The organism is Arthrobacter sp. JB02-1C (assembly GCF_057748045.1).
The window spans coordinates 3,160,283-3,180,466 of sequence record NZ_CM173235.1; the positions used below are offsets into that span (position 1 = coordinate 3,160,283).

The 20,184-nt window shown below is 67.3% G+C and carries 23 protein-coding genes and 1 riboswitch; of the genes, 13 read left to right on the forward strand and 10 right to left on the reverse strand.

What is annotated here, in order from left to right; genetic code table 11:
- The first annotated feature begins 19 nt into the window (after nt 1–19).
- The 3 genes from AC3ANP_RS14780 to AC3ANP_RS14790 all read left to right on the forward strand — a co-directional run bounded on the left by AC3ANP_RS14780 (nt 20) and on the right by AC3ANP_RS14790 (nt 2,115).
- Entirely contained in the window at nt 20–277 is a 258-nt protein-coding gene (locus AC3ANP_RS14780) for a mycoredoxin (protein WP_056739948.1), read from the forward strand.
- 108 nt (nt 278–385) lie between these two features.
- The gene (locus AC3ANP_RS14785) at nt 386–1,471 is read left to right on the forward strand and encodes an S-(hydroxymethyl)mycothiol dehydrogenase (protein ID WP_488330898.1); all 1,086 of its coding nucleotides are present in this window, start codon (nt 386–388) and stop codon (nt 1,469–1,471) included.
- Entirely contained in the window at nt 1,468–2,115 is a 648-nt protein-coding gene (locus AC3ANP_RS14790) for an MBL fold metallo-hydrolase (RefSeq protein WP_488330899.1), read from the forward strand. Before AC3ANP_RS14785 ends, AC3ANP_RS14790 begins: the two co-directional genes overlap by 4 nt.
- An 84-nt stretch (nt 2,116–2,199) precedes the next feature.
- On the opposite strand, the gene AC3ANP_RS14795 is transcribed toward AC3ANP_RS14790, so the two are convergent.
- The 6 genes from AC3ANP_RS14795 to AC3ANP_RS14820 all read right to left on the reverse strand — a co-directional run bounded on the left by AC3ANP_RS14795 (nt 2,200) and on the right by AC3ANP_RS14820 (nt 8,716).
- Complete coding sequence (locus AC3ANP_RS14795; protein WP_488330900.1) at nt 2,200–2,433, reverse strand: hypothetical protein; 234 nt, start codon at nt 2,431–2,433, stop codon at nt 2,200–2,202.
- Nucleotides 2,430–3,338 carry a methylenetetrahydrofolate reductase gene (locus AC3ANP_RS14800; RefSeq protein ID WP_488330901.1) on the reverse strand — a complete coding sequence of 303 codons (909 nt, stop codon included), beginning with the start codon at nt 3,336–3,338 and terminating at the stop codon, nt 2,430–2,432. Before AC3ANP_RS14800 ends, AC3ANP_RS14795 begins: the two co-directional genes overlap by 4 nt.
- 141 nt (nt 3,339–3,479) lie before the next feature.
- On the reverse strand, nt 3,480–4,403 hold the full coding sequence (purU, locus tag AC3ANP_RS14805) for a formyltetrahydrofolate deformylase (RefSeq protein ID WP_488330902.1): 924 nt from the start codon (nt 4,401–4,403) through the stop codon (nt 3,480–3,482).
- Nucleotides 4,400–5,869: a D-serine/D-alanine/glycine transporter gene (gene cycA, locus AC3ANP_RS14810; RefSeq protein WP_488330903.1), complete on the reverse strand. Its 1,470-nt coding sequence runs from the start codon at nt 5,867–5,869 to the stop codon at nt 4,400–4,402. The genes purU and cycA overlap by 4 nt, the downstream gene beginning before the upstream one ends.
- 164 nt (nt 5,870–6,033) lie before the next feature.
- Nucleotides 6,034–6,131: riboswitch (glycine riboswitch) on the reverse strand.
- Between the two features lie 307 nt (nt 6,132–6,438).
- Entirely contained in the window at nt 6,439–7,677 is a 1,239-nt protein-coding gene (locus AC3ANP_RS14815) for an IS110 family RNA-guided transposase (RefSeq protein WP_488330904.1), read from the reverse strand.
- A 289-nt stretch (nt 7,678–7,966) separates the two neighbouring features.
- On the reverse strand, nt 7,967–8,716 hold the full coding sequence (locus AC3ANP_RS14820; protein ID WP_488333078.1) for a lipoate--protein ligase family protein: 750 nt from the start codon (nt 8,714–8,716) through the stop codon (nt 7,967–7,969).
- Between the two features lie 16 nt (nt 8,717–8,732).
- Here AC3ANP_RS14820 and AC3ANP_RS14825 point away from each other — a divergent pair, with 16 nt between their 5' ends.
- A complete protein-coding gene (locus AC3ANP_RS14825; protein ID WP_488330905.1) occupies nt 8,733–9,116 on the forward strand; it encodes a DUF2177 family protein in 384 nt (127 codons plus the stop codon).
- 30 nt (nt 9,117–9,146) lie between these two features.
- Here the strand turns inward: AC3ANP_RS14825 and AC3ANP_RS14830 are convergent, their stop codons facing one another.
- Nucleotides 9,147–9,950 (reverse strand): thioesterase family protein, encoded by an 804-nt coding sequence (locus AC3ANP_RS14830; protein WP_488330906.1) that lies wholly within the window; start codon nt 9,948–9,950, stop codon nt 9,147–9,149.
- Nucleotides 9,951–10,117: 167 nt separating this feature from the next.
- Here AC3ANP_RS14830 and AC3ANP_RS14835 point away from each other — a divergent pair, with 167 nt between their 5' ends.
- Nucleotides 10,118–10,807 carry an endonuclease/exonuclease/phosphatase family protein gene (locus AC3ANP_RS14835; RefSeq protein WP_488333079.1) on the forward strand — a complete coding sequence of 230 codons (690 nt, stop codon included), beginning with the start codon at nt 10,118–10,120 and terminating at the stop codon, nt 10,805–10,807.
- Here AC3ANP_RS14835 and AC3ANP_RS14840 read toward each other — a convergent pair.
- Nucleotides 10,797–11,471 carry a DUF1345 domain-containing protein gene (locus tag AC3ANP_RS14840; protein ID WP_488330907.1) on the reverse strand — a complete coding sequence of 225 codons (675 nt, stop codon included), beginning with the start codon at nt 11,469–11,471 and terminating at the stop codon, nt 10,797–10,799. The genes AC3ANP_RS14835 and AC3ANP_RS14840 overlap by 11 nt on opposite strands.
- A gap of 43 nt (nt 11,472–11,514) precedes the next feature.
- Entirely contained in the window at nt 11,515–11,862 is a 348-nt protein-coding gene (locus AC3ANP_RS14845) for a UBP-type zinc finger domain-containing protein (RefSeq protein WP_488330908.1), read from the reverse strand.
- A 397-nt stretch (nt 11,863–12,259) separates the two neighbouring features.
- On the opposite strand from AC3ANP_RS14845, the gene AC3ANP_RS14850 reads away from it, so the two are divergent.
- The 6 genes from AC3ANP_RS14850 to AC3ANP_RS14875 all read left to right on the forward strand — a co-directional run bounded on the left by AC3ANP_RS14850 (nt 12,260) and on the right by AC3ANP_RS14875 (nt 17,287).
- The gene (locus AC3ANP_RS14850) at nt 12,260–12,670 is read left to right on the forward strand and encodes a hypothetical protein (RefSeq protein WP_488330909.1); all 411 of its coding nucleotides are present in this window, start codon (nt 12,260–12,262) and stop codon (nt 12,668–12,670) included.
- Nucleotides 12,671–12,839: 169 nt separating this feature from the next.
- Entirely contained in the window at nt 12,840–13,637 is a 798-nt protein-coding gene (locus tag AC3ANP_RS14855; RefSeq protein ID WP_488330910.1) for a phosphatase PAP2 family protein, read from the forward strand.
- Between the two features lie 2 nt (nt 13,638–13,639).
- Nucleotides 13,640–14,386: a VTT domain-containing protein gene (locus AC3ANP_RS14860; protein WP_488330911.1), complete on the forward strand. Its 747-nt coding sequence runs from the start codon at nt 13,640–13,642 to the stop codon at nt 14,384–14,386.
- Nucleotides 14,387–14,391: 5 nt separating this feature from the next.
- Entirely contained in the window at nt 14,392–15,066 is a 675-nt protein-coding gene (locus AC3ANP_RS14865; protein ID WP_488330912.1) for a response regulator transcription factor, read from the forward strand.
- 22 nt (nt 15,067–15,088) lie between these two features.
- Complete coding sequence (locus AC3ANP_RS14870; protein WP_488330913.1) at nt 15,089–16,087, forward strand: sensor histidine kinase; 999 nt, start codon at nt 15,089–15,091, stop codon at nt 16,085–16,087.
- A 42-nt stretch (nt 16,088–16,129) separates the two neighbouring features.
- On the forward strand, nt 16,130–17,287 hold the full coding sequence (locus AC3ANP_RS14875) for a cation:proton antiporter (RefSeq protein WP_488333080.1): 1,158 nt from the start codon (nt 16,130–16,132) through the stop codon (nt 17,285–17,287).
- A gap of 16 nt (nt 17,288–17,303) precedes the next feature.
- On the opposite strand, the gene AC3ANP_RS14880 is transcribed toward AC3ANP_RS14875, so the two are convergent.
- Nucleotides 17,304–17,660, reverse strand: coding sequence for a VOC family protein (locus AC3ANP_RS14880; protein WP_488330914.1), 357 nt, complete (start codon nt 17,658–17,660; stop codon nt 17,304–17,306).
- Nucleotides 17,661–17,802: 142 nt separating this feature from the next.
- Here AC3ANP_RS14880 and map point away from each other — a divergent pair, with 142 nt between their 5' ends.
- Both map and AC3ANP_RS14890 read left to right on the forward strand, forming a co-directional pair.
- Nucleotides 17,803–18,579: a type I methionyl aminopeptidase gene (map, locus tag AC3ANP_RS14885; protein WP_488330915.1), complete on the forward strand. Its 777-nt coding sequence runs from the start codon at nt 17,803–17,805 to the stop codon at nt 18,577–18,579.
- 108 nt (nt 18,580–18,687) lie between these two features.
- Nucleotides 18,688–20,166, forward strand: coding sequence for a DUF5129 domain-containing protein (locus AC3ANP_RS14890; RefSeq protein ID WP_488330916.1), 1,479 nt, complete (start codon nt 18,688–18,690; stop codon nt 20,164–20,166).
- Nucleotides 20,167–20,184 lie beyond the last annotated feature (18 nt).

Sequence of the window (20,184 nt, forward strand, 5' to 3'; positions counted from 1 at the left end):
TCAGCTTGAGGAGAACTTCGTGGACTTCACCCCCGATTCCGGCACCATCACCATGTTTTCGACCACCTGGTGCGGTTACTGCAACCGGCTTAAGAAGCAGCTGGACGCCCAGGGCATCGGCTACACGGAGATTAACATCGAAGAAGTCGAAGGCACCGCCGAACTGGTCGAGCAGCTCAACGGCGGCAACCGCACCGTGCCCACCGTGCTCTTCCCGGACGGCACCGCGGCCACGAACCCGTCCGCGGCCGAGGTCAAGAGCCGCCTCGCGGCCTGACCCCTTGTAGGACAAAGCCACCGCATCATCGACGGCGCGGACTCCCGAACCCAGGAGCCCGCGCCGTGCCGTTTCCTGCCGCTCGGGCAGTCATGAAAGGAGCCACCCATGGTCCATCGCGTCAAAGGCGCAGTCGTCAGGTCCAAGAACGCCCCGGTCACCCTGGAGACCATCCTGGTGCCGGAACCCGGACCCGGCGAAGCCCTCGTGGATGTCCTCACCTGCGGCGTCTGCCACACCGACCTGCACTACAAGCAGGGCGCCATTAACGACGACTTCCCGTTCCTGCTCGGCCATGAGGCCACCGGCGTGGTCAGCGCCGTCGGCCCCGACGTGACCGAGGTGGCCCCCGGTGACCGGGTGGTGCTGAACTGGCGCGCCGTCTGCGGCGAGTGCCGTGCCTGCCGCCGCGGCGAACCGCAGTACTGCTTCAACACGCACAACGCCGCGCAGAAGATGACCCTTGAGGACGGCACCGAACTCACCGCCGCGCTCGGCATCGGCGCCTTCGCCGAGAAGACCCTCGTCGCCGCCGGCCAGTGCACCAAGGTGGACCCCGACGCCGACCCCGCCGCCATCGGGTTGCTCGGCTGCGGCGTGATGGCCGGCCTCGGCGCCGCCATCAACACCGGCAACGTCCAGCGCGGCGATTCCGTCGCCGTGATCGGTTGCGGCGGCGTCGGCGTGGCCGCCGTTGCCGGGGCAGCGCTCGCCGGCGCCACCACCGTGATCGCCGTGGACATCGACGCCAAGAAGCTCGAACGCGCCAAGGAACTCGGCGCCACCCACACCGTGGACTCCTCCGGCGTGGACCCGGTCGAGGCGATCCGCGAACTGACCGGCGGCTTCGGCGCCGACGTCGTGATCGACGCCGTCGGGCGGCCGGAAACGTACAAGCAGGCCTTCTACGCCCGCGACCTCGCCGGCACCGTGGTCCTGGTCGGCGTCCCCAGCCCGGAGATGACCCTTGAGCTGCCGCTGCTGGATGTTTTCGGCCGGGGAGGTTCGCTGAAGTCGTCCTGGTACGGCGACTGCCTGCCGTCCAGGGACTTCCCGATGCTGATTGATCTCTACCGGCAGGGCCGGTTGGACCTGGACGCCTTCGTGACGGAGCGGATCACGATCGACCAGATCGAGGAAGCCTTCGAGAAGATGCACACCGGCGCGGTGCTGCGCTCGGTGGTCGAACTGTGAGCGGCACCTCGGTGGAGGGGCTCAGGATCGAACGGCTCGTCACCGCCGGTACGTTCTCGCTCGATGGCGGCACGTGGGACGTGGATAACAATGTCTGGATCGTCGGCAATGACGCGGAATGCCTGGTGATCGATCCTGCCCACGACGCCGCGACCATCGCGAACGCCGTCGCGGGCCGCACCGTCACCGCCATTCTGCTCACCCACGGCCACGACGACCACATCGCCGCGGTCGGCGAATTCCGCGGCCTGGTCAACGCACCGGTGTACCTGCACCGGGACGACTGGATGCTCTGGGACCGCGTCTTCCCCGGAACCGAGCCGGATCACGGCATCGAGGACGGCGAGGAATTCGACGTCGCCGGCGCCCGCCTGGTGGCGCTGCACACGCCGGGGCACTCGCCCGGGTCGGTGAGCTTCTACCTCGCCGGCGAGAGCACCGTCTTCACCGGCGACACGCTGTTCCAGGGCGGCCCGGGCGCCACCGGACGGTCCTTCAGCGACTTCCCCACCATCGTCGGGTCGATCAAGGACCGGCTGCTCACGCTGCCGGCGGAGACCGTGGTGCGCACCGGGCACGGCGATTCGACGAGCATTGAGGCAGAGGCGCCGCACCTGGCCGAATGGATCGCGCGCGGGCACTGACACGGCGCCGGGCCTGGGCCATCCCGGCCGGGGCCGGTGGCCCGGGCCGGGCGCCAAGGCCGGGCGCCGGGCAGAAAACCGCTGCTAGCCCACCTGGATCTGGATCTGGTCGTCGCGGTGGAACATGCGGCGGCCTTCCAAACCGTGGAATTGGATCCACAGCGCCGATCCGTCGGGCATCGCACCGTCAACCGTTCCCTGCCCCAGGTCGGTGCCGCCCGCAGTAATCCGTACCGGCAGGCCGCGTGGAAACCGGGCCCAGGACGGCCGTCGCCCTGCGTGTTGGAACCCGGGGGCAAGGAGCTCGGTGGCCGTCATCGGCGCCCCGTCGCTGCTGCGGCGGGCGCCGCGGTACCGCCAGCGTAGTCGCCGGGGACGCGGGCCACCGAGTACGGCTCCAGGTTATTGAACGTGTACAGGTGAACCCCGGCCAGCCCCGGCTGGACGGCAGTCAACTCGGCCACCAGGCGCCGGGGCGAGTAGTTCCCTCCGTCGAGAAACCGCCGCGCGAGCGGTCCCCTGCGACTGACCAAGCGCAACGAGGGCCCGACGCCGATGCTGGTGGCCAGGGAGATGAGTTTGGCCCGTGGCACAGATCCGGCGACTCCGGCCCACACCGGCAAGGTGACGCCTTCACGGCGCAACAACTCGACGTACCAGCTGATCCGGGCGGACGAAAAGCACATTTGCGTGACGACGCTGGTGGCAAGGTGCTGTTTTTCCAGCAGCGCATCAAGCATCTGGAGCTGGCTCTGCTGCGGATGTTCTTCCGGATAGCCGGCGATGCCGACGACGGTCCGGCCCGCCGAGATCTGGGCGATGTCTTCGAGCATCGGGGCACTGGTCGTGTACGGGCCGTCGGTGCGCGCCATCTCACCCCCGACGGCGACAATTTCGGTGATCCCGGCGCTTTCGAAATCCTTGAGGATACCGGCGAGCTCCGCGCGGCTCTCAAGGCTTCGCGCGGCGAGGTGTGGAACCACGTCATATCCCAGCCCGCGAAGCTGGAGGGCCGTCCGCACCGTGGGACGGACGCCGTGGTGGGGCAGGCAGGTGACCGTCAGGGTCGAGCCCGGAGGAAGGCTGGCCTGGATCCGGGCGACGATGCCGTCGGCGGGTATGATTTCCAGCCGTGCTGGAAGCTCAGTCCCATGCCCGGCGTCGTGGGCTGAAGAAAGCGTGGGTGAGAGCCCGAAAATGGGCGCAGGAGATTGAACCGTCATAAGAAACTCCAAGAAGTGGGCGGCGCGAGGCGCCGGGCAGTCATACCTGGGCAGCGGCTTCGGGAAGCCGCCGCCGCCAGGTTCAGCATGCGAGGCCACCCGGCTGACCGGATGGCCTCGCGTGATCGAGCGGAAACCGTCTTAGCGAAGGATGACGGTCCTGTTGCCCGAAAGAATGATGCGTCCTTCGGCATGCCACCGGACGGCGTTCGTCAGCGCCTTGCATTCGGCGTCGCGGCCCACGGCTACCAGATCCGCCGGCGTGTAGGTGTGATCCACCTCGATCACCTGCTGGGCGATGATCGGCCCCTCGTCCAGTTCCGAGTTGACGTAGTGTGCGGTTGCTCCCACGGTCTTGACGCCCCGTTCATACGCCTGGTGGTACGGCTTGGCGCCCTTAAAGCTCGGCAGGAAGGAGTGGTGGATGTTGATGGCCTTGCCCGTGAGCCGGGCCGTGAGGTTGTCGCTGAGCACCTGCATGTAACGGGCCAGGACGACGAGCTCCACGTCGTACGAGTCGACCAGGTCCAGCAGCGTGGCCTCGGCCTCCGGCTTGGTTTCCCGGGTCACGGGAACATGGTGGAACGGTATCCCGTGCCAGGCGACGAGATCCTCGTGGTCCTGGTGGTTGGACACGACGGCGACGATCTCGACCGGCAGGTCACCGATACGTGCCCGGAAGAGCAGGTCGTTCAGGCAATGGCCGTACTTGGAGACCATGACAAGGATCCGCTGTTTCCTGCCGTGGCGTTCCAGGCGCCAGTTCATCTTCCACTCCGCCGCCACCGCAGCGAAGCCTCCCCTGAGGTCCTCGACGTCTGCCGGGCCTGAGGAGACGAAGTGTGCCCGCAGGAAGAAGTGTTCCACCTGCCGGTCACCGAACTGCTTGATATCAACGATGTTGCAGCCGTGCTCCAGCAGGAACTTTGAGACCGAGTTGATGATCCCGGGCGATTCGGCGCAGTCGAGCGTGAGGACGAACTCAGTGCCCGGCGCCTCCGGTCCTTCCGCGGCGGCGCCTGCCGCGGCGGAGCCAGCCGGCAGTGCGGCGGATCCGGCGGTCATTTGTTGGCCTCCGCCTGGAGGTCCGCAGCGATGTCCTGCTCGGACTGCAGGTCCGCCTGGAATGCCTGGTAGCGGGCCAGGTGGCTCGGCCGACGGCGCAGGACAGCCCACGCCACGCCGAGCACTACGAACCAAACCGGCGTCACCAGCAGCGCCTCCAGCGTGTCCGGCTGGGTAGTGAGCGCCCACAGCACGAAGGCGAAGAAAGCGAAGACCACCCAAACCATGGGCACGCCGCCGGGCATCTTGAACTTGGATGCCGCGTGCAGGTGGGGGCGGCGCCGGCGGAAGGCCAGGTAGCTGGCGAGAATGATCGACCAGACGAAGACGAAGCAGACCGCGGACACGGTGGTGACCATCTCGAAGGCCTTACCGATGTTGTCCCCGGCGTACATCAGGACGACGCCGGCGAGCAACAGTACGCAGGACAGGAACAGGGCGTTCTGGGGTACTTTGCGGCGGGACAGCGCGCCGAAACGGGCCGGTGCATCGCCTTCCTGGGCGAGTCCGTAAACCATGCGTGAGGTGGAGTAGATGCCGGAATTGGCGGATGACATCGCCGAGGTCAGGACCACCAGGTTGACCACCGTGGCTGCGGCGCCGAGGCCGGCCAGGGAGAACATGGCAATGAAGGGACTGTGGCCCGCGGCGAACTGGGTCCACGGGATGACGGACATCAGGATGATCAGTGCGCCGACGTAGAAAAGCAGAACCCGGATCGGGATGGAGTTAATGGCCTTGGGCAGGTTCTTTTCCGGGTCCTTGGCCTCGGCCGCCGTGGTGCCGACGAGTTCGATGCCGACGAATGCGAAGACGGCGATCTGGAAACCGGCTACGAAGCCCATGAATTCGTTCGGGAAGAAGCCGCCATGGCTCCAGAGGTTCGTGAAGGTGGCCGGTCCGGCGTCGGAGCTGAAACCGCTGAAGATCATGAACAGGCCCACCACGATCAGCGCCGCAATGGCGATGATCTTGATGAGGGCGAACCAGAACTCGGTCTCACCGAAGGCCTTCACGGTGGTCAGGTTCAGCAGCAGCAGGATGGCGATCGTCACCAGGCCCGGGATCCACAGCGGCACTCCCGGCCAGAGTTCCTTGGAGTACCCGGCAATGGCGATAACGTCAGCGATTCCGGTGATGACCCAGCAGAACCAATAGGTCCAGCCGGTGAAGAAGCCGGCCCACGGGCCGAGCAAATCGGCCGCGAAATCGCTGAAGGACTTGTAGTGCAGGTTGGACAGCAGCAGCTCGCCCATGGCCCGCATGACGAAGAAGAGCATGAAACCGATGATCATGTAGACGAAGATGACCGAGGGTCCCGCCGCCGAGATGGTCTTGCCGGAGCCCATAAACAGGCCGGTGCCAATGGCGCCGCCGATCGCAATCAGCTGGATGTGCCGGTTGCTGAGCTGGCGCTCAAGGTGGGGAGTTTCAACCTTGGCTGAAACTGGTGAATGAATCGTCATGAGGAACTCCATCGTTCAAGTGGCACCTCCGCGCCACGATGATCCGGGTTCCTCCCCGCTCTGTCTGGGACCTGAGAGTTTCCGCTGGTCCTGTCGCCAGGACCGGCTTGCACCTTCGGTGAGCCAGCGCGCCAGATGGCGCACTTGCTGCTTTCCAGAGTTGCCTATCCGCGGCGGTACGGGGGCCTGAGAGATTCCTGGGGAGGATTTGCTCCTACGGCGCCTGCTGAATGTACCGGCAGGACTCTCCCGCCGCAGATCATAAGCACTTTCATTTTGTTGTGATGCGGACGACGCAGTGGCTTGGAGGTCAACTCCGCTTAACCACGTACCAGGGCCCGCACGGCCGCCGGCGTCGACCCCGAAGGATCATCCGGCCGCTTCAGTGTGGGATAGCTCACGTAAAAAAGTCAAGCGCGGAGCTTTGTGTCGTCACGCACCGGCAGCCGCCTTGCCGAGCGTCGGAAGTGTGTGTAATCTGTGGCCCGCATCACTCCGATGGTGGTCTTTCTTGCGAGCTGGGCGGGAGTGTTGGGCCTGCGCCGGAGCTAATACGAAAGTAAGGGTTGTCAGGCTGCGGCGGCCGGGGTGATGGTGACGTCGAAGCCGAGGCTGTTGAGTTTCTTGATGGCGTTGTTTTTAGCTTTGATCGGGTCGAGGCGTGTGAAGTGGTCGGCGCCGGGGTCGGCGTAGCATTCGCCGTCGGCGAGTAGGTGCCACGCCGCTGTGAGAATGCAATGTTCCAGCGCAACGATGGCTTTCATCGGGCCTCGGCGGGCTGCGATGCGCCGGAATTTGGCGGCCAGGTAGGTGTCCTTGCTGCGGGAAGCGGACAGGGCCGCGGTGCCGAGGGCAGCTTTGAGGTATTTGTTGCCGGGCAGGATGTGTGCGGATTTGATCCGGCCGGCGGATTCGTTGGAGCCGGGACAGACGCCGGTCCAGGATGCGAGCCGGCCGGGGGTTTCGAAGCGGGACATGTCCGCGCCGGTTTCGGCGATGATCACGTCGGCGACTTTGAGGGAGACTCCGGGGATGGTGGCCAGGAATTCCCTGGCGGCACGAAAGGGTGTCATCGCCTCTTCGATCCGGCCGGTGAGTGCGTCGACGATGCGGGACTGGGCATCGATCTGGTCCAGATGCAGCCGGGCCATGAACGCGTGGTGGGCCTTGAACCGGCCGGTGAGTGCGTCGACGAGCTCGGGGATTCTTGAGCGCAGGGTGCCTTTAGCGAGGCCGGCGAGGACCTCCGGGTTGCGTTCGCCGTCGATGAGGGCTTCGAGCATCGCCCGGGACGACACGCCGGTGAGGTCCGAGACGACGGAGGAGAGCTTGATCCCGGAGCTCTCCAGGAACTTCTCCAGCCGCTGGATCTCACGGGTCCGGTCACGGATGGCAATGGCCCGGGCCCTGGTCAGGTCCCGCAGTTCACGGATCGGTTCGGGTGGGACGAACGAGGCCCGGAGCAGGCCATGGGCGCCGAGCTGGGCGAGCCAACCTGCGTCAGAGACATCGGTTTTTCGGCCCGGGATGTTCCTTGCGGCCTTGGCGTTGACCAGCATTACCGGCAGCGTTTCTTCGAGGAGATAGAAGAAGGGTTTCCAGTAATCGCTTGTGGCTTCCATGACGACCGTGGTGACGTGTTCGCGTTCCAGGAAGTCCCGCAGGGCAAGGATCTGGCCTGTGGTTGCGCCCCAGGTCGTGACCGTGGAGGTGTAGGTTCCGGCCCGTTGCCCGGGAAGCCGGAGACAGACCTTTGCGTCGCGTTTGGAAATGTCCATTCCCGCGGCCCGCTCGTGGACGATATCCATGACTGTTCCTCCTGACACCTTTGATCTCGTCATGTCGGCGTCTGCCGAGGGGAGGACAGGGAAAACAGAGGAATCTAACACTCGTGCTCCAAAGGCAACAATCCACGGTTCCCGTGGGAGCCCTCCGCGCCACGCTAGCCGACAGGCTCAACCACAGCACCACAGACCAACCGGCGTCCACCGCGGCAGACACCTCCATGATCTGCCCGAAACCTCATCCGCGGCCAGAGCCCGAGGCGAGGCAACCGCATACTTTCTCCCACCACGGCGCGACAGCGGCTCTGGACCGCTAGCCGGGCAGGGCGCCGAAGTCGCGGTAGTCCAGGGGTGCGTAACGTCCGTAGGCGGCCAGTACGGCTGCCTCGACGGCGGCGACGTCCAGGTGCGGGACAAGGTCGTTGACCGCCCCGGCCGTGCACGGGTCCCACTCCAGGCCCAGTGCCGCATAGCTGGCCTCGAGCACCTCCCTGATCGGGGTGGAGTTCTCCACGACGATCACCGAGCTGAAGAGCCAGCCGCCCGATACGACGCGTTGTGCGGTGCCGATAAGTTTGATTCGGCGCGACGGGTCCAGTGCGTCCCGGCCATGGACGCTGAACTCGCCCGGGCAGTATTCGCCCGGGATCTCCCCGACGGCGGCGTCCACCCCCGCGTCGCGGAGCGCCTGGGCCAGGAGCTCACCGAAAAAGGAAAACCGCCCCTTGGCGCCGGCGATCGCATCGGCGTCGGGCTCAAGGTGATCTATCACCAGCGTCCCCTCGTGGTACGCCGCAGCCCGGCCGCCGGCCTTGCGGACCAGGGGCTCGAATCCCAGCCTGCCGCACGCCGCGGCCGCCGTCTCGAAGCCGGGCAGGTGCGTGTCCCGCTGGCCGAAGGCCACCGTGGGCGCGGGGCGGTACAACCGGAGCAGCGGCCCCGAGGTTCCGGCCCGCACCCGTTGCAGCAGTTCGAGGGCCAGATCCAGGTCCTGCGCTGCGCCCAGGGAGCGCTCCTGCCGGTATACGGTCAGCGCCCTGGGTCCGGCAGCGGCCTGCTGCATGTTGTTATGCTCCCTTATGCTCATTCTGCAATTCCTGGTGGTCGCCGCCACGTTCGCGGCAGTCGACGCCGTCTGGCTCAAATCGATGAGCAGGTTCTACCGCCGGCATCTCGGCCATCTGCTGGCCGACAAGCCCCATCTAGGCTACGCCGTGGTGTTCTACGTGCTGTACATCGCCGGGATCGTGTTTTTTGCGCTCCGGCCCGCGCTCGACGGCGGCAGCTGGCTGGGCGCCCTCGGCTACGGTGCCGCGCTGGGCGCGTTCGCGTATGCCACCTACGACCTCACCAACGCGGCGACGCTGAAGAACTGGCCGCTGCCGATCGTCGTGGCGGACATCCTGTGGGGCGCCTTCCTGACCGGTGTCGCCACCCTGGTCGGCTGGTTCGTCTTCCACTGACCGGACCGGCCGGGGCGGCCAGCTTCCCGGTCAGCTTTTCCGCAGCGTCAGGATCTGTTCGGCGCGGCCGAACGGCCCCTGCAGGTCGTGCAGCACCGTGGAGGTCAGGCCGATGCCGTCGGTGCCGAAGGATACCTCGTTGTCCAGGCCCAGCCACTCGCCTTCGGGGCGGCGGTACATGTGGATCTGCAGGTCCAGGTTGGGGAAGGCGTAGCTGTCCTGGCCCGGCGGGACCCGGGCGGCGATCCCGTTGGCCGTATCCACCAGACCCACCAGCCGGGCCAGGTCGCCGCTGTCGGCCCGGTCCGTCAGCGGGTAGTCCGTGTGCAGCCAGACCGTCCCGGACCCGGCCCGGTGCCCCTCGGCAATCCGCATCGTCAACGAGGCGATGTACCCGCCCGGCCAGACCGTGGCCGCGTCGTACGGCTCGCAGTCCTCCGGTGCCGGGATCCGGGGGTCCTCAAAAGCGGCGATGGCGCTGGTGTCGGCGGTGATCATCCGCCAGGCCGTGGCGCGGATGGCCACCCGGCCGCCGGCGACGAGTTCGGCCTGCAGCAGTTCAATGGTCCGGCCGGGGCGCAGCGTGGTGGTGGTGACTTCGAAGTCGCCGCCCGGGATGAGGCCAAGGATCTCGTAACTGATCCGGGCCATCCGCATGTCATCGCGCGGCTCGTGCCGGGCGAGGCAGTCGGCCATGATCCCGGAGGCCGGGGCCATGTGCTGTTCGTGCGCATTCCAGGCTCCCTGGGCGTGCAGTGTGGAGCGGAAACGCCCCTCCCCCAGCGCCTGGTAGTAAAAATTGCCTTCGGCCAGCACCGGTAATTCAACAGTCAATGTCGACCCTTTCGCAGCACTCATCAGAGAATCCCCACCAGCCTATCCTTCCAGGCAGGCACTGACTGCGGCCGCGGCCGCGGCGCCGGGTTCCCATCAGTTCGGCAGGTCTGGGTAGACTCGGAAACAGGTTTACCCCGACTATGCAGCGAAGAGGTGCCCCCCTGATCCGAGTTATCAGCTACAACCTCCGCAAACACAAGGCCAGTGGTGAACTGGCCGCCCTGGCCAGTGACTACGGGATTGATGCCCTGTGCCTGCAGGAGTGCGACACGGAAGACCTGCCGGACAACATTGGCGAGCTTCAGCTTGCCGACGCTACGAAGGGCAACCGCCTGGGACTGGCCATCTATTACCGCGAGGACCGTTTCACCGCCGGCGAGACCAAGACGTTCGCGCTGAAGAAATCCCTGCACGACAGGGTCCTGGCACCAGCGCACGAGCGGCTGATCGGCACCCGGGTGGTGGACAAGGAGACTGATCTTGACCTGGTCATCGCCTCCTTTCACGCGGCGCCGCTGACCGCGTCGAACTCGCTGCGGCGGAACCAGATCCACGCGGCGCATGCGGAACTGCTCGGCATGGGCGGCGGTCCCACGACGCTCATGGTCGGCGACTTCAACTATCCGTTTTTCACGAAGTACCTGACCGAGCAGATGAAGGACGCCGGCTATGAGCTCTCGCTCAGCGACCGGCGTACGTACACCCGCTACAAGGTCTTCAAGGGCCACTTCGACTTTGCGACCTCGCAGGGGCTCATGATCGACAACGTCGAAACCCTGCCGCGGGGCGCCTCGGACCACCTGCCCATCCTGATTTCGGCGGAGTACGGACCTAGCTCTGCTGTCAGTGAATGAGGCCTGACACCAGGTTGATGGTGGTGGCCAGCACGATCGCTCCCAGCAGGTAGGACAGCAGCGCCTGGCGGAGCACGGTGGACCTGATGGCGTCGGTCTTCAGGTCGGTGTCTGAGACCTGGAACGTCATCCCCACCGTGAACGCCAGGTAGGCAAAGTCAACATAGCGCGGTTGCGTGTCCTCGTTGAAGTCGACCCCCGCCTGGTCCCGGTAGTAGATCGAGGCGTACCGCAGGGTGTACAGCGTGTGCACCAGGAACCAGGACAGCGCCACGCTGCCGAGGGCCATCCCGATGATCGCCGCCTTCGCGCCGCCCGCGGCGTTTGAGGCGTCCAGGAGAATCAAGGCGACGCCGGCGAAGCTGGCGACCGTTGCGGTCAGGACCAGGACGTCGGAGACGCCCCGGCCGGGATCTTCGCGCCGGGCGTGCGCCGACGTCGCCTCGGCCGACAAGCGTCCGATCACGGCCCAAACCCAGATCAGGTACGTCAATGACGCGGCCGCCCAGCCTACCGCCGGGGCATACGCCCAGGATTTCAGCGACCCTACCGCCACCGCCACCGCGACCCCGACGACGACCATCACCACCACGCGCAGCCGCGAATGATGGGCCCGGGAGTCGAAAGTTCGTACCTGGCGCGGGCCGGTGTCTGTTGTCCTCATGCACCGATCATTGCACTTCTGCCGCGCCCGTACGCGGTTCCGCTCAGCGCAGTTCCTGTTCCCAGTTCTCGGGAAGCCGGGACACCGGACCCGGGACGCCCTGGCCGAGGGGATGGTGGACCGGCGGTTCAAGGGCGGGTCCCTCGAAAAAAGCCGAGCTGCGGTAGTCGTAGAACCAGTCCTCGCCCGGTTCGAAGCTGCGGATCACCGGGTGGCCGGCGGACTGGGCGTGGGCCGTGGCGTGCTGGCCGGGTGAGTTGTCGCAGCAGCCGATGTGTCCGCACTGGGCACAGCGGCGAAGGTGTAGCCACCAGCCCCCGCCGGTTTGGCATTCCACGCAGCCCGCTCCGCTCGGCGGCACCGAAGGGTCGATTCCGGCTATCGCGTCCATGCTGGTCTCCTCGCTGCTGCCGGGAGGGACACCGGGGTTCCCTCCCCTGCCGGCCCACCCGTTACGCGGTCGTTCCCGTCCGTTCCAGCGTACTCGCACGCTCCCCCTGCCGCCCCGGCCGGCATAAAAGCGAGCCCCCGCTTGGGACTTTAGTCCCTATTCGGGACGCGTCCGGGGGCGTGGACTTTAATGGTCCTCCGGGCACCCCCATCCGGAGCATGCAGGTCCTGTAGACGCGGACCACGACGGCCGGCCAAGATCCCGGCGACGCCATTTCGGCAATCAAGAACATATCCCCGGCACCCAGCCATGTGGCAAGGCGGAAGACTCCGCGCAGCGTCATTGCCGCAGTCCGCGCGGGCAACGGTGGTATGACGCTTTTCAAAGGATCAGGTACATGAACAAGACCATTCACATCATCGCAACCGCAGCTGCTACGGCCGCCCTGGGACTCGGCGCCGCGGCCATGCCTGCGAGCGCTGCCACGGCCAGCTCCACGACGAGTTCGTGGGACCAGGCCACCTACCAGCACAAGCACCAGATGCGGGACACCAACCGGCACGACAGGAGCCATGGCTGGTTTGACAACGAAAGCCGCTGGCACGACAACTCCGATGGCTGGGGCTGGCGCGACGACAATGGCAATTGGCGCGACGACAACGACCACAATGGGTGGTGGACCGGCGACGACGGCTGCCGTCACGACCGGAACGGATTCTGGGACCATAACGGACACCGGCACGACAACAACAACCGGCACGACAACAGGAACGACAACCGGCACGACAACAGGGCGATCAGGTGGTAACGGGCCCTGACTGAGGACCTGAACCACTGCTCGAAAGGACGGCGGAAGGCGGCGCCTCCCGCCGTCCATCTGCCGTGGGCCGGGCGGCATCCGGGCCGCCGGCACCACGGCCGGAGCAGTTCTTAAGTGATTCTTAAGCCCGGCGCGGGAGACTGGACGAGACGCGCACATGCGCGCCGCTGCCACCAAGCCGGAGGAATCGATGACTGGACCCGCCCCTGCCGACCGCGCTGCGCCGTATTCCCTCGGCCGGCCACGCACCTGGGCAGCACCGCGCTTCTGGGCACTCCCCCAGGTGCGGCACTGGCTGCTGGTGGGCGTTCTGCTGTCCGTGGCCGTGATCGCGCTGGGCCTGGCCGTGCAGCTGGTCCCGGCCGAGACGACCGCGGAGCTGGGCGTGGACCAGGACCTCAGCCAACACCATGTCGCGGCCCTGAGCGCCGTTGCGATGGCGATCAACCTGGTTTTCGGCCCGGTCGCCGGACTGGCGCTGATCGGGGCCGCCGCCCTGTACATCTGGCTGGTGCGTCGCGATCTGGTCAAGGCCGTCGGCTTCGGCCTGGTGGCCTGCTCCGGCTGGGCCGCCAGCGAGGTCTTCAAACTCGTCATCGCCCGGCAACGGCCAAACCCCGCCATGCTTTTCGACCCGCTGGCGCCGGAGACAGGCTCCAACAGTTTTCCCAGCGGCCACGTGTGCTTCGCCGTAGCGCTGGCGTTCGCGCTCTATTTCCTGGCCCGCGGCACCCGTTGGGCCAAGCCCGTCGCTGTTGCAGGACCGCTGATGGCCCTCATCGTGGCCTGGTCGCGGATCTACATCGGGGTGCACTACCCCACCGACGTCGTGGCCTCCTTCCTGGCCGCGAGCGCGGCGGTCGTGCTGCTGGCCGGGCTGTGGAACCGCTTCGGCCCCCGCGTCGCGGCCCGCCTGACAGGGTCCCCGCTGCCCCATCCCGAACAAAGGACGTAAGCGTGTACAGCTTCGATCTCGCCGCACTGACTCCTACCCTGGCTGCCGCATCCGGAACTCCCTCGCTGTTGGACCCTGCCAGCCTGCTGGCAGGGCTGGGACCGGCCGCCCTCGGGATCATCGCGGTGATGGTGTTCATCGAATCCGGCGTGCTGTTCCCGTTCCTGCCCGGCGACTCGCTGCTCTTCACGGCGGGCCTGTTGCACCAGCAGCTGCAGCTGACTCTGCCCGTGCTGATCGGGGTCGTGACCGCAGCCGCAATCGCCGGCGACCAGGTTGGTTACCTGCTGGGCCGGACGTTTGGCCGGCGCTGGTTCAAAGACGATGCCCGGATTCTCAAGACTTCGCACCTGGCCGCCACGGAAGAGTTCTTCCGCCGCCATGGCGGTGCCGCCGTCGTGCTGGCCCGCTTCGTCCCCATCGTCAGGACCTACGCGCCGCTGACCGCCGGCATTGGCCGCTACTCCTATAGGGCATTTACCGTGTGGAACATCGTTGGTGCCCTGGCCTGGGCCACGTCCGTAACCCTGCTGGGCACCTGGCTGGGGCACTACGAGATCATCGCCAAGAACATTGACGTGATCGCTGCCATCATGGTCCTGGTGTCGGTCCTTCCGTGGGGCGTCCAGCTCCTGCGGCAACGACGCCGGAACGGCCGAAACGCGGGCATGTCCCCCGACGCTGCAGCGGAATCCGGCCGCGACACGGCCGACGACGGACTGTCCCGGGAAACGGCCGCGAAAGAATAGGCGGCATGACCGCCGCCGCGCTGCCGACCCTGCTCCTCGTTGAGGACGACCCCGTGCTGGGTCCGCTGATCGCCGAACTGCTCGAACCTGACTACCGGGTCCGGCTCGCCGTCAACGGCCAGGACGGCCTGCACCAGGGTCTGGCCGCTCCGTGGGACGTGATGGTCATCGACCGCGGACTGCCCGTCATGGACGGGATCACGCTGATTCGGGCCTTACGTTCCAAGGGCGTCTCCACCCCGATTCTGATCCTGACGGCACTGGGCGATCCCAGCGACAAAGTCAAGGGCCTGGACGCCGGCGCCAACGACTACGTGACCAAGCCGTTCGACGCCGGTGAACTGGCCGCGCGGCTTCGCGCCCTGACCCGCACATTCGAGCCGGCCCCAGCCATCCTGGCCGTCGGGGACTGGGATCTCGATCCCCTGTCCCGGTCGGTCCGGAACGCCTACGGCGGGCTCGTCTCGCTCACCGCCAAAGAGTGCGAGCTGCTCACCGCGCTCGCAGCCTCTCCGGACCGGGTCTTCACCCGTGACGAGCTGCTCGCCGGGCATTTCCACCCCACGGACCAACCGGGCGTGATTGACACCTATGTCCACCACCTGCGCCGGAAGATTTCCAGGTCGGTGATCCGCACCGTCCACGGTGTGGGCTATCAAATCGGCGAGCCGAGGGACTGATGTCCGGACGAAGGGAAGGCGAATGAGTAGGCAGGTGACGCCCGGCGGGGCCCCGGACCAGAGCATCCTGCGCAAAACCTCGCTCCAGGTGGCCCTGCGTATCAGCGCCGCCTGCGCCGTCATGGTGATCTGCCTCCTGACCGTCGGTGCCCTCTACCTCCTGAACAAGCTCGCCCACCCGGAGCTGCCGCCGACGGGCTCCGGAACCACCTATGCCTATCTGGATTCCCGGGACCTGCTGGAGGCCATGATCCTTGCCGGACTCGCAGGGATTGTCCTGGCCGGGCTGGTCGGGTGGCTCAGCGCCCGCAGCGCCATCCGTCCGCTGGGAGAGGCGCTGGAGCGGCAACGCCGCTTCGTCCAGGATGCCAGCCATGAGCTCCGGACGCCCCTGGCCATTTTGGACGCGCGGATCCAGCTCGCCCAGCGCGACGCGGAACCGGGAACGCCGCCGGCCCTGGCGCTGGCCCGGATCCGCGAGGATGCCTCGACGCTGACCGGCATCGTCAACGAGCTGCTGCTTGCGGCCACCGCGGTGGCTCCCGACCCCGCTGCGGCTCCGACGGAGCTGGCCGACGTCGCCGCTTCCGTCGCTGAAAGCCTGCAACAACTGGCGGCAACCAAGGACATCCGGCTCGTCTTCGATGCCCGGGCCAGGCCGCGGGCCCGGATCGAACCGGAAGCGTTGCGGCGCGCCATACTGGCGCTGGCGGACAATGCCCTGTCCCACACCCCGGCCGGCGGCACCGTCACCATCGCCGCCGCCGTGCAACAGGACCGGGCCATCATCAGCGTGGCGGACACCGGACCAGGGATCACCGGCGTGGACCTGGACCGGATCTTCGACCGCTTCGTCCGCACGGCCAGCCCGGACGGGGGGCGCGGGCAGCGGAGCTTCGGCATCGGCCTGTCACTGGTCCGGGAGATCGCCATGGCCGCCGGCGGCACGGTGGAAGTGGCCCGCACCGGCCCGACAGGCACCGTCATGAGAATTGCGCTCCCACAGGCCCACGGCGCGTGAGCTGGCGCTCCCGGGCGCGGCCGGGACTAGTCTCATTCCATGGTGAGCTTCTGGTCGCTGGCGCTGATCGCCGTCGTCGCCCTGGCCGGCCCGCTGCTCGCCCTGCCGGTCCGCTGGCGCCTCCCGGTGGTTCTGGGCGAATTGCTGGCCGGCATCGCGATCGGGCGGACCGGGTTGTCGCTGGTCGATGCAACGGACCCCACCTTCAGCATGCTGGCGAACGTCGGCTTCGCGCTGATGATGTTCGTGGCCGGCACGCACGTACCGGTCAGGGACCCGCGGACCCGGGCCGCCCTCGGCCCAGGGTCGGCCCGGGCGCTGATCGCGGTGGCCGCGGCAGGGATCATCGGGACGGGCCTGGGGCTGGCCTTCGGCACCGGGCACGCCCCGCTGTACGCGGTGCTGCTGGCCTCCTCCTCCGCCGCGCTGGTCCTCCCGATCATCGACTCGCTGCGCCTGCGCGGCCCGCAGGTAGTGGCCATGACAGCACAGGTAGCCGTCGCCGACGTCGCCTGCATCGTCGCCCTGCCGTTGGCGGTGGACCCGCCCAACGCCGGCCGGGCCGCCCTCGGGGCGCTCGCGGTGGGCGCCTGCGCCGTCGTGCTCTTCTTCGCCCTGCGCTCGCTGGAGCGCCGCGGCATCCGGCAGCGCATGCACCGGCTCTCAGAAGACCGCAAGTTTGCCTTGGAGCTGCGCATTCAACTGGCGCTGCTCTTCACCCTCGCCGGCGTCGCCGCGGCTGGCCACGTTTCGGTGATGCTGGCTGGGTTCTCCCTCGGGCTGGTGGTCGCCGCCGTCGGTGAACCAAGGCGGCTGGCACGCCAGCTTTTCGGCGTCAGCGACGGATTCCTCGGCCCGCTCTTCTTCGTGTGGCTGGGTGCTTCCCTGGACCTGCGCGAGCTCGCCGGCCAGCCGGGCATGATCGGCCTGGGCTTGTCGCTGGGCTTCGGGACCCTGCTGCTCCACGCTGCACTCAGGCTCTCCGGGCTGCCCGTGCCGCTCGGCGTACTCTCGGCGGCCCAGCTGGGGGTGCCGGTGGCGGCGGCCAGCATCGGCACCCAGCTTCAGGTGCTGCGGCCAGGCGAGGGTGCGGCCCTGCTGCTGGGCGCGCTGATCACCATTGCGGCGAGCGCACTGGCCGGCCGGCGGGCAGCGAAATCCTTTGGGCCGCCGCCGGAGGCCCGCGACGCCATACCGTGACTCGGCTGCAGTGAAGTCAGCTGAGGCAGAGACAGAACGGGTGGCCGGCGGGATCCAGGAAGACCCGGAACGTCGTTCCCGGCTGGTGTTCGTGCTTCGTGGCACCGAGCTCCAGCACCGCTGCCTCGGCAACGTCAAGATCGTCGACGACGACGTCGAGGTGCATCTGCTGGGGTTGGTCCTGGCCGGGCCATTGCGGGGGGACGAAGGATGCGACCCGCTGGAAAGCCAGTGAATCACCGTGTTCGGCGCGGACGGAACACCAGTCGTCGTCGAGCTCCACCTTCCACTCCAGCATTGCACCGTAGAACTCGGCAAGGGCCTTTGGATCAGGACAGTCAAGTACAACGACCGGGAAGCGCGCAATAGCCATGGCCAACACTCTAGGACCGTTTTCGGCGGACCGCACCCCCGTATCCCGGCATTCTCCCGGCCGTATGCCGGCCGGAGCAGCATCACCGCGCACCGGGATAATGGGACCGGGACGGATAGTTCATACCGAAGGAAGGCACCGCATGATCGAAATTCTGAACCCCGCCGAGCTGGACCGGGCCAGAGTGACAGGCGCCGTCGTCGCCAACATCCTCCAGATCCTGAAGAGCCGCACCCGCGTGGGGACCAACCTCCTGGACATCGACCGCTGGGCGAAGGCCCTCATTGTCGAGGCCGGCGCCGTCTCCTGTTACGTCGACTACGCGCCGCCCTTTGGCCGCGGCCCCTTCGGCCACTACATCTGCACCGGCGTCAACGATGCCGTGTTGCACGGCCTGCCCCGGGACTACGCGTTGGCCGACGGCGATCTGCTGACCCTCGACCTCGCCGTGCTCAAGGATGGACTCGCCTCTGACGCTGCCATCAGCTTCATCGTGGGCGACTCCATCCCGGCGGAGAGCGCCGCAATGATCAACGCAACCGAACGCGCCCTGGCCGCAGGGATTGCCGCCGCCGTGCCGGGCGGACGCCTCGGCGACATTTCCCACGCCATCGGTTCGGTCCTCAGCGAGGCCGGCTACCCGATCAACACCGATTTCGGAGGCCACGGCATCGGGTCGGCGATGCACCAGGACCCGCACGTGCCCAACACCGGACGGCCCGGCCGCGGATACACGCTCCGCCCCGGGCTGCTCCTTGCCCTCGAACCGTGGGTCATGGCCGACACCGCCGAACTCGTCACGGACGCGGACGGGTGGACACTGCGGAGCGCGACAGGCTGCCGCACCGCGCACAGTGAGCACACCATCGCCATCACCGACGAAGGCGCCGAGGTCCTGACGCTGCCTCGACAGCCCTAGTCGAGGCGAAGCCGGCGCGGCGGCAGCGGGACCGGCCCCGCCCTCCGTCGCCCGCGTGAAACCGCATCGCGCCGCCCGGTGGCCCCGGTCCTCGGCTACCCTCAGACCATGGGGAACTTCCGCACACGCATGGGCCGGCAAATCGCGGCCGCACTGTTGCTGCTGCCAGGGCTCATGGGCCTGTTGCCGGCCGCGGGCACGGCGGCGCTCGCCGTCCCGCCGGCCGACGTCGTGGTGGAGGACCGCGCGGGGGTACTGGACATCAACACGTTGCTGCCCGCGGTGCGGAAAATCGACTTTTACCAGTCCACGAAGGTGGCCGTCTATACCTACAACGGCAAAGCCGCCGACAACCTTAACGAGGAGGTCCTGCGCTTCGCCCGGGCGTCGCACCCGGACTGGATCAGCCCCGACGGGCAGAAATGGGCGGACGGCTTGTTCATCTTCGCGCTTGATCCAGTGGGTCGGCACGTCGGCACGTATATGGGCGAGGACCGGAAGGTGTCGCTCGAACAACGCGACGAGATCCAAAATGCCGCCAAGGACCTGCTGCGGGATGCCCAATGGACGGAGGGAACCATCGCCGGGATCCGGCGGGGAGCCGAACTGATCAACCAGCCCTGGTACCGCTCCACGGCCTTCCTCGTGACCGCTTGGAGCGCCGCCGGCGCGGTCGTGGCAGGCGCCGGCACCTGGCTGCTGGTGCGCTGGCGGACCCGCGCGGGCAGCCGCCGCGAAATCGCCCGCGGGGACGCCCACTATGCGAGCGTCAGCATGGACCTGGAGGTGACGGAACTGAACGCCAGCACCATTCCGGAGTCCTCCCGGTACGGGAGCACCGTGCTGGAGAAGTACCGCACCTTCCTCAGCCGCTACAGCGTCGCTACCGGGCTGTCGCACCGGGTGCACGCCCTGACGCCCGGCCAGCTGGGGCGCAGGGCGAACATGCTGCTGGCCCGCCAATATGCCGACGCGGCGGCCGAACTCGATGCGTTGGACGATGTGATCGCGGACACCAACGTCCTGCTTAGCCGGGGCTCCGCCTGGGCGACGGCGTGGGACCGGCAACTGGCCCCCTTTCGCGGCGACCTGGCCGGCATTGAAGGCATGCTCGCCAAGGGGCACGGCGAAGGCGATACGGCGACCGCCGCTGCCCTGCGCTCGTTCCGGGATGGAAGCCAGCGGGAGTTGGAACGCTGGACCGCCGAACTGGCCGATGGCAGCATCAGTGCCGATACGGCGCTGGACCGGTTGCGGGACGCCCGCACCGCACTGTCGGAACTACTTCAAAGTCACGCGGACACCGTGATCGCCGGCTATGCCAGGAACGACCACGAGGCCGAACTCATGCGCGCGGACATGACCGAGGCCCAAGCCGGAAACGGCCGGAAGCGCCGGCCCAGCTACGAGCCGAGCATCCTCGGCACCGTCTACCCGCCCTCCTATTTCTTCTCCGTGGCGACCTTCAACACCGGATTCAGCACCGGGCTCAGCAGTGTCAGCAGCGCCCGGGGCGGCGGCAGCAGCACGGGCTACGGCGGGAGCGGCGGCAGTTTTTCCGGGTCCGGAAGCTCGTCCAGCTTCTGATCCACGATCCGTCGACAA